Here is a 14,792-nt window from a genome sequence, read left to right as displayed (position 1 = left end):
TCATTGCCTAGCGCGTGAAGGGCTTGTCAACTGTTAAAATTTGATTATTAATACGAGGGCGCACATGCGTCCAAGTGCCCGTCGGCAGGGGAGTTACCGTGGGGCTTTTACCCAAGAGTCAGTCGCCACTGATTGGTGTCGACATTAGTTCTACTGCCGTGAAGCTCTTGCAGCTATCGCGCAGCGGGAACCGTTTTCGCGTGGAACATTACGCGGTGGAGCCATTGCCGCCGAATGCGGTGGTGGAAAAGAACATCGTCGAAGTGGAGGCGGTGGGCGAAGCCATTCGCCGCGCCATCAACCGTTCCGGCAGCAAGGCCAAGAACGCGGCAGCTGCTGTAGCCGGGTCGGCGGTGATCACCAAGTTGATCCCGATGCCGGCCGATCTGGACGATAGCGACCTGGAAGCCCAGGTCGAACTGGAAGCCACCAATTACATTCCGTATCCGATCGAGGAAGTGAATCTCGATTTCGAGGTGCTGGGCCCGATGCCCAACAGCCCGGACATGGTGCAGGTGCTGCTGGCCGCCTCGCGTTCGGAGAACGTGGAACTGCGCCAGTCGGCGCTGGAACTCGGTGGTTTGACCGCCAAGGTGATGGACGTGGAGGCCTTTGCGGTCGAAAACGCCTTCGCGCTGGTTGCCAGCGAATTGCCGGTGGCCGCCGATGCGGTGGTGGCGCTGGTGGATATCGGCGCGACCATGACCACGCTGAGCGTGCTGCGCTCCGGTCGCAGTCTGTATAGCCGCGAGCAGGTGTTCGGCGGCAAGCAGCTCACCGACGAAGTGATGCGCCGTTACGGGCTGACCTATGAAGAGGCTGGCCTTGCCAAGCGTCAGGGCGGCCTGCCGGAAAGCTACGAGGTCGAGGTGCTGGAGCCGTTCAAGGAAGCCACGGTGCAGCAGATCAGCCGTCTGCTGCAGTTCTTCTATGCGGGCAGTGAGTTCAACCGCGTCGACTGCATCGTGCTGGCCGGCGGTTGCGCTGCGCTGGCGCGCCTGCCGGAGATGGTGGAAGAGCAACTGGGCGTGACCACGGTCGTTGCAAATCCGCTTGCCCAGATGACGCTTGGCCCGAAGGTCCAGGCCCATGCGCTGGCGCTGGATGCGCCTGCATTGATGATCGCCACCGGCCTGGCCCTGAGGAGCTTCGACTGATGGCAAGAATCAATCTATTGCCCTGGCGCGCGGAGCGCCGAAAGGCCCGCGAGCGCGAGTTCTATTCGATGCTGGGCTTCGCCGCATTGGGCGGCGTGCTGCTGTCGGCGCTGATCTGGTTCTATTACGACGCGCAGATCAGCGGCCAGACCGAGCGCAATGCGTTTCTGACCACCGAGATCGACAAGGTCAAGGCGCAGAACGAAGAGATCAAGGAACTCGACAAGAAGAAGGACCGCCTGCTTGCCCGTAAGAAGGTGATCGAGGAACTGCAAGCCAACCGCTCGCAGATGGTGCACCTGTTCGATTCGCTGGTACGCACCATTCCCGATGGCGTGGCGCTGACCAACATCAAGCAGGATGGCGACATCCTCACGCTGGAAGGTCGCTCGCAATCGAATGCGCGGGTCAGTGCGTACATGCGCAACCTGGAAAGCTCGGGCTGGATGACCAATCCGGACCTGTCGATCATCGAGGCCAAGAGTCAGGACAAGGCCGGTCAACCTGCCGCGTCGTCGATGGACACCAAGACGCTGCCGTACGTGTTCACGCTCAAGGTCAAGCTGGCCAATCCGAACGAGGCTGACAAGAACGGCACCGCGCCGGGCGCAGTGGACCCGGCTGCGCCGGGCACCGCAGCACCGGGTGCTGCACCTGCTGGCGCGACGCCCGCTGCTCCGGCAGCGGCGCCGGCGCCCGCAACGCCGCCGGCCGCTGCTCCTGCACCGACGCAGGCAGCACCGGCGCCAGCCAATCGGCCGCAGGAGGGGGCGGCGTCATGAGTAAGAAATCATTCAAGCTCAGCGATCTGGATTTCAACAACATCGGCGGTTGGCCGCAGCAGGCACGCATCGTGTTCTGCGTGGTGGTGGGCCTGTTCATCATGGTGCTGGCCTGGTTCCTGTTGATCAGCAGCAAGCGCGATGAACTGGAAAGCCTGGAAAGCACCGAATCTCAGCTGCGCACCGAGTTCGAGACCCAACAGGGCCGCGCGGTGAACCTGGAGCCGCTCAAGCAGCAGCTCGCGCAGATGGAACAGGTGCTGCAGCAGATGCTGCGTCAGCTTCCCAGCAAGACCGAGATGCCGGATTTGATCATCGACATCTCGCAGACCGCGTTGTCCAGCGGCCTGTCCAACGAGCTGTTCCAGCCCGGTCCGGAATCGCCGAAGGAGTTTTACGCCGAAAAGCCGATCGCTCTGCGCATGGTGGGCAGCTACCACCAGTTCGGTGCCTTCGTCAGCGGTGTGGCCTCGCTGCCGCGCGTGGTGATCCTGACCATGCACGACATCAACCTCAAGCCCAAGGACCCCAAGGCCGGCATCGGCCCGCGCGGTGCGCTGGAGCTGTCCGGAACGGTCAAGACCTATCGTTATCTGGACGATGAGGAAATGGCCGAGCAGGAAAAGGCTGCGGCCAACGCTGCGAAGAAGGGCGGCCAATGACCATGAAATTGCTCAAGATTCTGTCCTGTGTGGCGTTAATTGCAGTATTGCCGGCGTGCACGCGCGGTGTGACCAGCACACCGGGCGATGCGCCGAATCTGGAAGCCTGGGTTGCCGAGGTGCGCGCGCGTCCTGCGCCGCCGCTGGAGCCATTGCCGGTGATGCAGCAATTCGAGACCTTCGAATATGCAGCGCAGGCGATGCGCGACCCGTTCAGCGATGCCTGGGTCAGCGCGGAAGGTGGCAACGGCACACGCCCGGATCCGAACCGGCGCAAGGAACCGTTGGAAGCCTTTCCGCTCGACGCCCTCGACATGGTGGGGACCATTGGCGGCGGTTCGGGCCTGATCGCGTTGGTGATGGCGCCTGACAAGGTGACCTACCGGGTGCGGCCGGGTGTGTATCTGGGACAGAGCGATGGCCGGGTGACCGGGGTCTACGAAGACCGCATCGAGCTGATTGAACTTGTGCCGGACGGTGCGGGTGGATGGCTTGAACGGCCGGCCGCACTCGCATTGGATGATCAATAAAGTGATAGGGGATAGCACGATGACGTTTTCCAATGCCCAGCGGCTGCGTCCGGTACGACGCCACGCGATCTTCCAGGCCTGCGCGTTGGGGTTCGCGCTGGCGCTGGCGAGCGGCAGCGCGTTCGCCGCCGCGGCGCTGACTCAGCCCGCGCCGGATCCGGCCAAGGTCGCTCCGGCGAGCCTGGCGGTGTCCAAAATCGATTTCAAGCGCGGCGAAGACGGCGCTGGCCGTCTGATCCTGCAGTTCGACGGCCAGGGCGCTAGCCCGGACCTGCGGACGCAGGGCGACAACGTGCTGGTGGACATCAGCAATGCCAAGCTGCCTGCCGAGCTGCAACGCCCGCTCAATGTCACCGACTTCGCCACGCCGGTGCAGCGCGTTGAAGTGAAGCCGTCCGGCTCCGGTTCGCAGCTGGTGCTGTCGACCAAGGGTGCCTTCGACTCGCTGGCCTACCAGACCGGCAACGAATACGTGGTGGAAATCACCCCGCGCAAGGGCCAGCCGGCGGTGGGCGGCGTAAGCCCGGCGGCGGTCACGCAGGCTGCCGCGCAGATCGCCGCGCGCGGCTATAGCGGTCGCCCGGTGACGTTCAACTTCCAGGACGTGCCGGTGCGCACGGTGCTGCAGCTGATCGCCGAGGAGTCCAACCTCAATATCGTCGCTTCCGACACCGTGCAGGGCAACGTCACGCTGCGCCTGATGAACGTGCCGTGGGACCAGGCGCTGGACATCGTGCTGCGTGCCAAGGGCCTGGACAAGCGTCGCGATGGCGGCGTGGTGTGGGTCGCCCCGCAACCGGAGCTGGCCAAGTTCGAGCAGGACAAGGAAGACGCCCGCATCGCGATCGAGAACCGCGAGGACTTGATCACCGATTATGTGCAGATCAATTACCACAATGCTGCGGTGATCTTCAAAGCGCTGACAGAGGCCAAAGGAATCGGTGGCGGCGGTGGCGGCCAGGGTGGCCAGGGCGGACAAGGTGGTGCGGGGCAGCAGGACAATGGTTTCCTTTCGCCACGCGGTCGGTTGGTTGCCGATGAACGCACCAATACATTGATGATCAGCGATATCCCGAAAAAAGTTGCGCAGATGCGCGAGCTGATTTCGCATATCGATCGCCCGGTGGATCAGGTGCTGATCGAGAGCCGGATTGTCATTGCGACGGATACTTTCGCTCGTGATTTGGGTGCACGTTTTGGCATCACTGGCGCGACCGGACGTGGAATTTTGAGCGGGGCGCTGGAGAGTAACGTCAACTTCCAGAACACTGCAGCTCAACGAGCTAACGAAATCGCTAATACCGGTACCAGTACAACGCTGGCTTCGCATTTGTTCCCTTCGGGACTGAATGTCGATCTGGGGGCCAGTGGCTTTACCAATAGCAGGGCGGCCGGTTTGGCTTATACCCTGCTTGGATCAAATTTCAACCTCGATATAGAGCTCTCGGCAATGCAAGAGGAGGGGCGAGGCGAGGTGGTCTCAAATCCGCGCATCGTGACGGCCAATCAGCGTGAGGGTGTCATCAAGCAAGGCCGGGAGATCGGCTATGTGACAATCAGTGGCGGTGGTGCGGCAGGTTCCGCCGCGCAGGCGAATGTGCAGTTCAAGGAAGTTTTGCTTGAATTGAAGGTTACGCCCACCATAACTAACGATAATCGCGTCTTCTTGAATATGAACGTCAAGAAGGATGAGGTGGCTCGATTCATTATTTTGGAAGGCTACGGAACAGTTCCCGAGATTAATCGCCGCGAGGTCAACACTGCTGTGCTGGTAGGCGACGGTGAGACGGTAGTCATTGGTGGCGTCTACGAATTTACCGATCGCGAAAGCGTCTCCAAAGTTCCGTTTCTTGGTGATATTCCTTTCCTCGGAAATCTGTTCAAGAAGCGTGGGCGCAGCAAGGAGAAGGCCGAGCTCCTGGTATTTGTAACTCCCAAGGTGCTTCGCGTGGCCAGCGCGAATCCGTAATTGAAATGTTTACCGGAAAAGGCCGCGAAAGCGGCCTTTCTCGTATAGAACGTAAATTTTGGAAATAGTTAGTGTGGTTGTCCGAGTTTGATATCCGTCGACCGTGGTGTAGTCAAGGTGGCGGCTAGGATGTGTCGTGAGGATGTCCATGCCGACGTACAGGTTCGCAAGGGTCAGTGGCAGCTTGGCAGCTGATACAGCGCAAAAGGGTGAGCTTCAGGCTGCGCAGCAATAAGGACTGTTTGCGTCGGCGCCGAGGGTGCTCTAACCACTGCGGTCGAAATCTGTCTGATACGAAACAGAGGTTGCCTTCCGACGGAACGAATTTTCACTACCCAGTGATCTTTGTGATCCAGAGCAGATGTTGGGCCTTGACTGAACCTGATCCAATCGCCAAGTGAACCAATCGCGTTCGAATCGGTCACACTGGACCTATGAACGCACCGCCACTGCTCCCCCCCGAAGCCGTTGCCGCGCCCGCCGAGGACCGGCTGCACCGTCAATTCACCTCGCTGCGCGAGTCGCTTGCGCAGCGCATCGTTGGCCAGGCAGCGCTCGTGGAGCGACTGCTGATTGCCTTGCTGGCCGATGGCCATCTGCTGGTCGAGGGCGCGCCGGGGTTGGCCAAGACCACCGCCATCCGTGCGCTGGCCTCGCGGCTGGAAGCGGATTTTGCGCGGGTGCAGTTCACCCCGGACCTGCTGCCCGCCGATCTGACCGGTACCGAAATCTGGCGGCCGCAGGACAGCCGGTTCGAGTTCATGCCCGGGCCGATCTTCCACCCGATCCTGCTGGCCGACGAAATCAACCGCGCACCGGCCAAGGTGCAATCCGCGCTGCTGGAGGCGATGGGCGAGCGGCAGGTGACGGTCGGCCGGCATACCTATGCGCTGCCGCAGTTGTTCCTGGTGATGGCCACGCAGAACCCGATCGAGCAGGAGGGCACGTTCCCGCTGCCCGAAGCGCAGTTGGATCGCTTCCTGATGCATGTGCGCATCGGCTATCCCCAGGCCGACGCCGAGGCGGAAATCCTGCGCCTGGCACGCGAGACCGCCCGCGATACGCTGGAAAAGCACGAGACCGTGCCCGACAAGATTCCGTTGGAAGATGTCTTCGCTGCGCGCCGTGTTGTGCTTGACGTGCATCTGGCGCCGCAGCTGGAACGCTATCTGATCGAGATCGTGCTGGCCTCGCGCGATGCCAAGCGTTACGACCCGACATTGGCGCGCCGGATCGCCTGGGGTGCCAGCCCGCGTGGTTCGATCGCACTGGAACGGTGCGCACGCGCGCGTGCATGGTTGGCCGGGCGCGACTACGTGACGCCGGACGATATCCGCGCCATTGCCCCGGATGTATTGCGGCATCGCGTGCTGCCCAGCTATGAGGCCACCGCCGAGGGCTGGGATGGCGAACGCCTGGTCGCTGCATTGCTAGAAAAGATTCCGCTGCCCTGATCGGGCAGCGTCGCCGAGGTATGCCGCACTCTCGCCAGACGCCGATGTCTTCGATGCCGTTCTCGTCCCCTGCAACCGCCCCCTCGCCCGTCGCTGGCGATGGGGTGCGGCCAATGCTTGCAGAATTGATTGCGCTGCGCGGTACCGCAATCCATCGCGGTCAACCGGGACGTGGCCGGCACGGAGTGGTGGGGCCGGTGCCGGCCGCCACGCGCGGGCGCGGCATGGAATATGCCGAGTCGCGTGAGTACGTGGCCGGCGATGACGCGCGGCATATCGATTGGCGCGTCACTGCGCGAACCGGACGGGCGCACACCAAGTTGTTCCAGGCAGAGCGCGAGCGCTTGAGCCTGATCGTGGCCGATACCTCGCCTGCGCTCTTTTTCGGTACGCGCGTACGCTACAAATCGGTGCAGGCCGCACGCGCCGGCGCGGTTGCCGCATGGCTGGCGCAGCGCCAGGGCGATCGCATCGCAGCCTTGCGTGGCACCGCGAGCGAGGCGCCGATTGCGCCGCGGTCCGGTCAGCGTGGTGTACTGCCGGTGTTGGATGCCCTGGCGCGTTGGTATGCCCAACCGCCGTCCGGCGATGCGGGACTGGAGGTGGCGCTGGATCACGCGGCGCGCCTGTTACGTCCCGGCGCGCGCCTGACCGTGCTGGCCGATGCGCGCAGCGCCAGCCGGATTTCTGCCACGCGCTGGTCGGGCTTGGCCCTGCATCACGAGGTGGTGGTGATCGTGCTGGTCGATCCGCTGGAACTGGCGCCGCCGGCACGTGCAGTCACCTTCGACGTGCGTGGCGAGCGCATCGCGATCGATCTGTCCACCCAGGCCGGGCGTGCGCGCTGGCAGGCCGAATTTGTCGCGCCGCTGGAGCACTTGGGCGCGCTCTTGCAGGCACGCGGCGTGCGCTTGCATCGCCTGTCCACCGACGATGCCAGCGATGCCTGGCTGGGCGGCAGCCCTGCCGCCCGGAGTCGCTGACGGTGTCCCCGCAGTCGCTGCCGCTGCGTGATGTGCACTTGCCGCCGTCGCCGTCGTGGTGGCCGCTGGCGCCGGGCTGGTGGCTGGTGATCGCGATGGTCGTGCTGGTGGTGGGGAGTGCATTTTTTTGGTGGTGGCGCCGGCGACAGCGCCAGCGCCAGCGCCGCTGGCTGGCTGCTTTCGATGCTGAACTCGCGCGCGCCACGATGCCGGCGCAGCGCTTGGCGGCCGTGTCGGTCCTGCTGCGACGTGCCGCGCGTCGCGTCGATCCGCAGGCCGACCGCTTGCAGGGCGAGGCATGGTTGCAATTTCTGGATGGGCGCAAGCGCAAGGACCAGGTGTTCTCGCAGGGGCCGGGCCGGGCTGTGCTGGAAGGCGGCTTCCAGCGCGCACCCGCAGTCAGCGATCTGCCCGCGGTAGAAGCGTTGGCGCGGCAGCGCTTTGTGGCGCTGATGCGAGGCCGGCGATGAACTGGTTGCAGTGGTCGCAATGGCAGGATGCGTTGGCGCACTGCGCCTGGCCGTGGGCGTGGTGGTTGATGCCCTTGCCGTTGCTGATGTGGTTCTGGCCGCAACGCCGCGCCGATGCGGCTGCACTCCGCGTGCCGTACGCAGAGCAGTTGCAGGCGGTGGCGCAGGCAAAAAGCGCGCCGGTGCTGCGGATGCCGCGTTGGCTGGCGTGGCTGGCGTGGTTTTTGTTGTGCGCCGCGCTGGCACGTCCGCAGCAACTGGGTGAGGTGATTCAACCGCCACGCGAGGCGCGCCAGATGATGCTGGCGGTGGATCTTTCGGGCAGCATGAGCGAGCCCGACATGGTGCTCGGCGGAAGGGTGGTGGACCGGCTTACCGCCGCCAAGGCCGTGCTGTCGGACTTTCTGGATCGGCGCGACGGCGACCGCGTCGGTCTGCTGGTGTTCGGCCAACGTGCGTATGCGCTGACCCCGTTGACCGCAGATCTGACCTCCGTGCGCGATCAGTTGAGCGACAGCGTGGTGGGCCTGGCCGGGCGCGAAACCGCGATTGGCGATGCGATCGCCTTGTCGGTCAAGCGCCTGCGCGAACAGAAGCAGGGCCAGCGCGTGGTGGTATTGCTCACCGATGGCGTCAACACCGCTGGCGTGCTCAATCCCTTGAAGGCCGCGGAACTGGCCAAGGCCGAAGGCGTACGCGTGCACACCATTGCGTTCGGCGGCAGTGGCGGCTATTCCTTGTTCGGGGTACCGATTCCGGCCGGCGGCAACGACGACATCGACGAAGACGGGCTGCGCAAGATTGCCCAGCAGACCGGCGGACGCTTCTTCCGCGCCCGCGATACCGAGGAACTTGCCGGCATCTACGCCGAGCTGGATCGGCTGGAGCCGGTCAAGGGACTGGGGCCTTCGGTGCAGCCGCGCGTGGAGCGTTACTACTGGCCATTGGGCGCGGCAATCGTCATTGCCCTGGTGGCCTATGTGCTGCCGCGGAGGTGGCAATGGACGCGCTGACCGAGCTGGCGGGGTGGCTGCAGTCGCTACATCTGTTGCGCCCGCTGCTGTTGTGGGCGCTGCTGGCGATCTTACCGGCGGCAGCGCTGTGGCACTGGCGTCGCCGCGACGCCGACGTCTGGCGGCAAAGTGTGGATGCACATCTGTTGCCGAAGCTGTTGGCCTCCGGCGGTCGGCGCGGATGGCTGGGATTCGTGCTGGCCGCGCTGACCTATACGTTGGCCGTGATTGCGATGAGCGGGCCGAGCTGGCGGCAGACCGAGCGTCCGGTGTTTCAGTCGAGCATGCCGCTGGTGGTGGTGCTGGATCTGTCGTCCAGTGCCAACGCAACCGACCTGCCGCCATCGCGCCTGCTGCAGGCGCGCGCCAAGCTGGCGACGCTACTGCGCAAACGTGCCGGTGGCGAGGTGGCATTGCTGGTCTATGCAGGCGAGAGTTTCACGGTTGCGCCGTTGACCGAAGACAGCGCCAACGTGGCCTTGTTTCTGGATGCGCTGTCGCCGTCGGTCATGCCGGTCGATGGCAAGCGTGCGGACCGGGCGATCGATGCGGCCGCGCAGCTGTTGCAGCAAGCCGGCTTCAAGCAAGGCGAGATCCTGCTTGTCAGCGATAGCGCAGATAGCTCCGCCGAAAGTTCGGCACGGGTGGCACGTTCGCGCGGTTTCAGCGTCTCTGCGCTTGGCGTGGGCGGCGAGCGCGGTGCGGCGTATCGCATGGCCAGCGGTGAAATTGCCCAGGCCAAGCTCGACGAAGGCAGTCTGCGCAGCCTGGCCGCGCGGGGCGGCGGGCGGTATGCGCGCATTGCGCCGGACGATGCGGATCTGCGGGCGTTGGGCGTGCTCGATCCATCGCAACAGCCGTTGGCAGATGAAACCGCCGAGTCCGATGGCGGCAAGAGCTGGCTCGACGAAGGCTATTGGCTGGTGCTGCCAGTAATGCTGCTGTCCCTGCTGGCGTTTCGCCGCCGCGCGGTGGTGGCCGTGCTGACGATGGTCTGTGTGCTGCCGCTGGCGCAGCCCGCGCACGCGGCCGATGGCACCTTGTGGCAGCGTGCCGATCAGGTGCAACAACAGCGCCTGGATGCCGGCGTGCAGGCGTATCGCAAGGGCGATTTTGCGTCGGCGCAGAAGGCTTTCGAAGCGGTGCCCACCGATGAGGGGCTGTACAACCTCGGCAACGCGCTGGCGCGACAAGGCCAGTACGACGCGGCGATCGCGGCCTACGACCGTGCGCTCAAGCAACATCCCAATCAGCAGGATGCCATCGCCAATCGCGCGGCGGTCGACGCGGCGCGCAAGCGTCAGCAGCAGAACAACAAGGATGGCAAGGGTCAGTCCAAGGACCAGAAGCCATCCGGTCAGGATGGAAAGGGGCAACAGCAGGCCGGCCAGAACCAGCAGGACAAGCAATCCGGCCAGGATGGGCAGAACCAGCAGGACAGCAAGAGCCAGCCCTCCGAGGCGCAGCCGCCACAGGACAGTCGTTCGCAAGACGCGCAGTCCAAGAACGGGCAGGGCGAGCAACGCAAGCAAGACACGCCGCCGCAATCTGCCGATACCAAGGCGCAGCAGCAGGCCGATGAGGCACAGCGTCGCAAGATGCAGCAGGCCATGGCGCAGGCAGGCGACAAGCAGGCCGATGGCAGCGACAAGCCGGAGGCCGCCGTCGCCAGTGAGACGCCGGAACAACGCGAGCAACGTCAGGCGGTGGACGCGTGGCTGCGGCGGGTACCGGACGATCCGGGCAGTCTGCTGCGTACCAAATTCAGGCTGGAATACGAACGCAGGCAACGGGACGGACGATGATCGGCAGACAGCACTTACGTCGTGCGGCAATCGGCATGCTGGCCAGCGTGGCACTGTTGGCGTGCGCGCCGGTGGGTGCGGTCACGCGCGCGTGGCTGGATCGCGACAGCGTCAATGCCGGCGATGTGGCGATGTTGAATATCGAAACCGACCAACGCGGCGTCGACCCGGATTACACGCCGTTGCGCACCGACTTCGTGCTGGGCGCCAAGAGCGCCAATCAGCAGATGCAGGTGGCCAATGGTTCGGTGACGGTGCGCGCCCTGTTCGGCGTGGTGCTGACGCCGCGCAAGAGCGGCGAGCTGATCGTACCGGCGATCCGCGTGGGCAATGAACGCACCGAACCGCTGCGCCTACAGGTGGTTGGGGCGTCGAACGATCCCGCAAGCAGTCCCGGCAACGCTGCCGGCGCGCCGAGTGCGGCGCAGGGCAATGAGGAAGCGTTCGTCCAAACCCAGGTGGACGACGCGCAGCCCTACGTGCAGCAAAGCGTGGGCGTGGTGGTGCGGTTGTACTTCGCTACCCAACTGGCATCGGGCGAGCTGGATCTTGAGGCCCCCGACGGGGCATCGATGCAGCGCGTCGGCGACGACGTCAGTTCGGTCAAGGTCGTCAATGGACGCCAATACAACGTGGTGGAGCGGCGCTACCTGCTGGTGCCCGAGCGCAGCGGTCGTCTGGTGCTGCCGCCGGCACGTTTCAATGGGCGTTCGGTGGGCGGGTTTTTCGACGATTATTTCGGACGCGGCAATGGTGAGCTGAGTGCGCGCAGTGCAAGCATTCCGCTGCAGGTGCGCGCGCAACCGGCCAATGCGCCGCAGCCGTGGCTGCCGTTGCGCAGCCTGCAGTTGCGCTACACGACCACGCCACAGCGAGCGAGAGCCGGTGAGGCGGCCCAATTCGTGGTGGAAGCCAGTGCGCGCGGCGCGACCCAGGCGCAGTTTCCCGAATTGCCGACGCCCAGCGTGCCCGATGCGCAGGTATTTGCCGAGCCGCCGCAATTCGAGGAGCGCTTCGTGGACGGCTCGCCGCAACTGCGACTGACCCGGCGCTATTCGATCGTGCCTAACCGTGCCGGTCCGTTGGTGGTGCCCGGGCTGCAGATGGCATGGTGGGATGTCGGGGCAGGCGCAGCCAAGACCGCGTCACTGCCCGATCTGACGCTCGATGTGGCGGCGGGTAGCGGTGCGTTTGCGACACCTGCGCCGGCACCGGCGCCGAATCCGACACCCGATCAATCGGCGCCGACACCGGATCGCACGCTCACCTTGCAAGCACCATCGCCCGCGCGACCGCCGTGGGCATGGATCGCGGCGGCGATCGGATTCGCGCTGTTGTGGATGGCCACGCTGGTATGGGCGTTAGCGCGTCGGCGCGGTGTTCCGCGCGGTGCATCAGGCGGCAATGAGGGCAACGGCAGCAATGTGCCAGCCGAGGGTAGGCGTGCGACCCACGGCGTGGCCGAGCTGCGCCGCGCGCTCGACACCGGCGGCATGGACGATGTGGCGGCGGTGCTCTGCGGCATGGCCGGCGTTGCCGATATCGATGCGGTCATGGCGGCATTGGCAGACCCGGCCCAGCGTGCAGCCGTGGCGCGCATGCAGCGCGCACGCTGGGGCGGCGATGGCGATGTGACCAGCGCACGCGCCGCCTTGCGCGAAGCGTTCGCCAAGGGGCCGCGGTGGCACCATGCCAGCGCAGCCGAACCGGAGGTGCTGGCGCCGCTGTATCCGCCTGCGCCTTGATTGAGAGCGTTGTATGGGTGCCGGCCTGGACCGACTGACATAGTGGTTGCGCAGTTGCCGCGCGGCCGCAGCCGGTGTGACGAGGGGCCTGTAACAACGGTACTTCGATTCCGCGTGTGAGATCTGCACTCGGTTAAGTGGCTCGTTAGATGTCGTTGGCCGCTCACGTGCTCTGAGCGGCGACACTGCCTTGCCGCGCTGATATCGCATTGATTTTAATTGCGCGTGATCTGCCGCTGTGCAGAAAAGTGCGAAGCGCGATAGCGCTGCGGCGTTGCTGCTGGGCCCTTGCCGGCCACCCTTGCCGGCCACGCTGCAAGCACATCCTTGTAAGCGCCTCGGCGGCATTCATGCCGCCAAGGGTCCCGCGACGGTGAGCGGGCAAGGACCAGTCGAGAGAGTCGGTAGTTGGTGCAGGCACTGCATTACATGTTCCTGGTTCGCTAGCGCGCACGTGTTCTGCGACTTGCACCACCATGAGCGCTAGCTACGAGACGCTAAGCCTTTTACTAAGCGGCCTGACAGCGTGCTGGTGCGCTGTCTTGGCCGCATGGACGGGTTCACGGCGTGTCCGGCGAGCGGCGAGGGCACCGCGCACTCGATAGACCAGGCTGCGACCAATAGCATCGGATGGCACTGAGCCGTCGCGACGACTCGAAAGGCCGGCTGCACTGTCTTCGTCGCTAAAAAGCGAAGCTTCCAGCCAGCCGCAAGTGCTTGCCGCCCCCGACATCGAGAGCCCCACCTACCCGCAGCAGCTGCGCAGGAGCATCCCGGGTAGGTGGCCGCATCCATGGCGTTTGTTAAGCTCCGGTCTTTGTGTCCACCAAGGCCTGGCCAGATGACAGCATCCCCAGCCACGCGCCGCCCGGGCCTGCCCCTGCATTGGAAGATGGGAATTGGCTTCGCCGTTGGCCTGTTGTTGGGCCTGGCTGTCTATTACCTGGCCGGCAGCGACGCTGAGTGGGTGCGCCTGGCAACCAAGTACGTCACCACGCCGTTTTCGCAGGTCTTCCTCAATCTGATCTTCATGCTGATCGTGCCGCTGCTGTTCTCGGCGCTGGTCATGGGGATTTCCGAGATGGGCGACATCCGCGCGCTCGGGCGAGTAGGGTGGCGCACCCTGGGCTATACCGTGGTGCTGTCCGGCGTGGCGGTGTTGCTGGGGCTGGTGCTGGTCAACGTGCTCAAGCCCGGCGCGGGCGTGGACCCGCAACTGGCCAGTCAGCTGATCCAGGAAAACGCCGAGCGCACCCGCGAGATCATTTCCAGCTCCGGCACCCAGGCGCAGGGCATGGACATGCTGTTGTCGATCGTGCCCAGCAACGTGATTGCCGCCGCGTCGAGCAATGGCGCGATTCTGTCGCTGATGTTTTTCGCGGTGATGTTCGGCGTGGGCATGGTGCTGACCGAAGACGAAAAGGTCGCCACGCTCAGGCGCGGCATCGAAGGCATCTTCGAAATTTCGATGACCTTGATCGGGCTGGTGATCCGTCTGGCGCCATATGCGGTGGCGTGTTTCATGTTCAACCTGGCCGCGCTGTTCGGCTTCGATCTGCTGATTCGTCTGGGCGCCTACGTGGGCGTGGTGGTGCTAGCGCTGGGCCTGCACATGGTGGTCAGTTACGGCATTGCGGTGAAATTCGCCGGGCGCTCGCCGCTGGGCTTTTTCCGCCAGACCCAGGAAGCGACAGTGATGGCGTTCTCGACCGCTTCCAGCAACGCGACCCTGCCGACGGCCTTGCGCGTGGCCGATGAGATGGGCCTGCCGCCGCGGGTGTCGCGTTTCGTGCTGACCGTGGGCGCCACCGCCAACCAGAACGGCACCGCACTCTTCGAAGGCGTCACGGTGATCTTCCTGGCGCAGTTCTTCAACGTGGACCTGAGCCTGGGCCAGCAGTTCATGGTGATGCTGGTCTGCATCCTGGGCGGGATCGGCACGGCCGGCGTGCCCTCCGGCTCGCTACCGGTGGTGGCGCTGATCTGCGCGATGGTCGGGGTCAACCCGGTGGGGATCGGCATGATCCTGGGCGTCAACCACTTCCTGGACATGTGCCGCACGGCGCTGAACGTCACCGGGGACCTGGCGCTGACGACCTTGGTCGCCAAGGGCGAGGATTAGGGAATCGGGAATCGGGAATGGGTAAAGCGGGCTGTTGCGATCAGGACGTGCGATGGGAGGTCATGCCGCACCGCGGCAGCAGTTGCGGTGCGAGCGGCGT

The 14,792-nt window shown here is 64.6% G+C and carries 12 protein-coding genes; all 12 read left to right on the top strand.

Features of this window, described 5'->3' with window-relative positions; genetic code table 11:
- The first annotated feature begins 98 nt into the window (after nucleotides 1-98).
- Nucleotides 99-1,157, top strand: coding sequence for a pilus assembly protein PilM (locus FLG15_RS16725; RefSeq protein ID WP_011348458.1), 1,059 nt, complete (start codon nucleotides 99-101; stop codon nucleotides 1,155-1,157).
- The gene (locus tag FLG15_RS16720; RefSeq protein ID WP_017156874.1) at nucleotides 1,157-1,939 is read left to right on the top strand and encodes a PilN domain-containing protein; all 783 of its coding nucleotides are present in this window, start codon (nucleotides 1,157-1,159) and stop codon (nucleotides 1,937-1,939) included. Before FLG15_RS16725 ends, FLG15_RS16720 begins: the two co-directional genes overlap by 1 nt.
- On the top strand, nucleotides 1,936-2,601 hold the full coding sequence (locus FLG15_RS16715; RefSeq protein ID WP_017156875.1) for a type IV pilus inner membrane component PilO: 666 nt from the start codon (nucleotides 1,936-1,938) through the stop codon (nucleotides 2,599-2,601). Before FLG15_RS16720 ends, FLG15_RS16715 begins: the two co-directional genes overlap by 4 nt.
- Nucleotides 2,598-3,131, top strand: a complete 534-nt coding sequence (locus FLG15_RS16710; RefSeq protein ID WP_007974439.1) for a pilus assembly protein PilP — start codon at nucleotides 2,598-2,600, stop codon at nucleotides 3,129-3,131. Before FLG15_RS16715 ends, FLG15_RS16710 begins: the two co-directional genes overlap by 4 nt.
- Before the next feature lie 19 nt (nucleotides 3,132-3,150).
- Nucleotides 3,151-5,100: a type IV pilus secretin PilQ gene (locus FLG15_RS16705; protein ID WP_057679439.1), complete on the top strand. Its 1,950-nt coding sequence runs from the start codon at nucleotides 3,151-3,153 to the stop codon at nucleotides 5,098-5,100.
- Nucleotides 5,101-5,534: 434 nt separating this feature from the next.
- Entirely contained in the window at nucleotides 5,535-6,554 is a 1,020-nt protein-coding gene (locus FLG15_RS16700; protein WP_057679438.1) for an AAA family ATPase, read from the top strand.
- A 20-nt stretch (nucleotides 6,555-6,574) separates the two neighbouring features.
- Nucleotides 6,575-7,537: a DUF58 domain-containing protein gene (locus FLG15_RS16695; RefSeq protein WP_057679437.1), complete on the top strand. Its 963-nt coding sequence runs from the start codon at nucleotides 6,575-6,577 to the stop codon at nucleotides 7,535-7,537.
- A 2-nt stretch (nucleotides 7,538-7,539) separates the two neighbouring features.
- On the top strand, nucleotides 7,540-8,007 hold the full coding sequence (locus FLG15_RS16690; RefSeq protein WP_150146837.1) for a DUF4381 domain-containing protein: 468 nt from the start codon (nucleotides 7,540-7,542) through the stop codon (nucleotides 8,005-8,007).
- On the top strand, nucleotides 8,004-9,020 hold the full coding sequence (locus FLG15_RS16685; RefSeq protein WP_057679435.1) for a vWA domain-containing protein: 1,017 nt from the start codon (nucleotides 8,004-8,006) through the stop codon (nucleotides 9,018-9,020). The genes FLG15_RS16690 and FLG15_RS16685 overlap by 4 nt, the downstream gene beginning before the upstream one ends.
- Entirely contained in the window at nucleotides 9,008-10,825 is a 1,818-nt protein-coding gene (locus FLG15_RS16680; RefSeq protein ID WP_057679434.1) for a VWA domain-containing protein, read from the top strand. Before FLG15_RS16685 ends, FLG15_RS16680 begins: the two co-directional genes overlap by 13 nt.
- Entirely contained in the window at nucleotides 10,822-12,570 is a 1,749-nt protein-coding gene (locus FLG15_RS16675) for a BatD family protein (protein WP_057679433.1), read from the top strand. The genes FLG15_RS16680 and FLG15_RS16675 overlap by 4 nt, the downstream gene beginning before the upstream one ends.
- Before the next feature lie 841 nt (nucleotides 12,571-13,411).
- Nucleotides 13,412-14,692, top strand: a complete 1,281-nt coding sequence (locus FLG15_RS16670) for a dicarboxylate/amino acid:cation symporter (protein ID WP_081023038.1) — start codon at nucleotides 13,412-13,414, stop codon at nucleotides 14,690-14,692.
- Nucleotides 14,693-14,792 lie beyond the last annotated feature (100 nt).

Origin of the sequence: Xanthomonas phaseoli pv. dieffenbachiae, assembly GCF_008639345.1 — a bacterium.
Lineage (GTDB): Bacteria > Pseudomonadota > Gammaproteobacteria > Xanthomonadales > Xanthomonadaceae > Xanthomonas > Xanthomonas phaseoli.
Note: the sequence above shows the minus strand (reverse complement) of the source record. Positions and strands in the feature narration are given on the sequence as shown.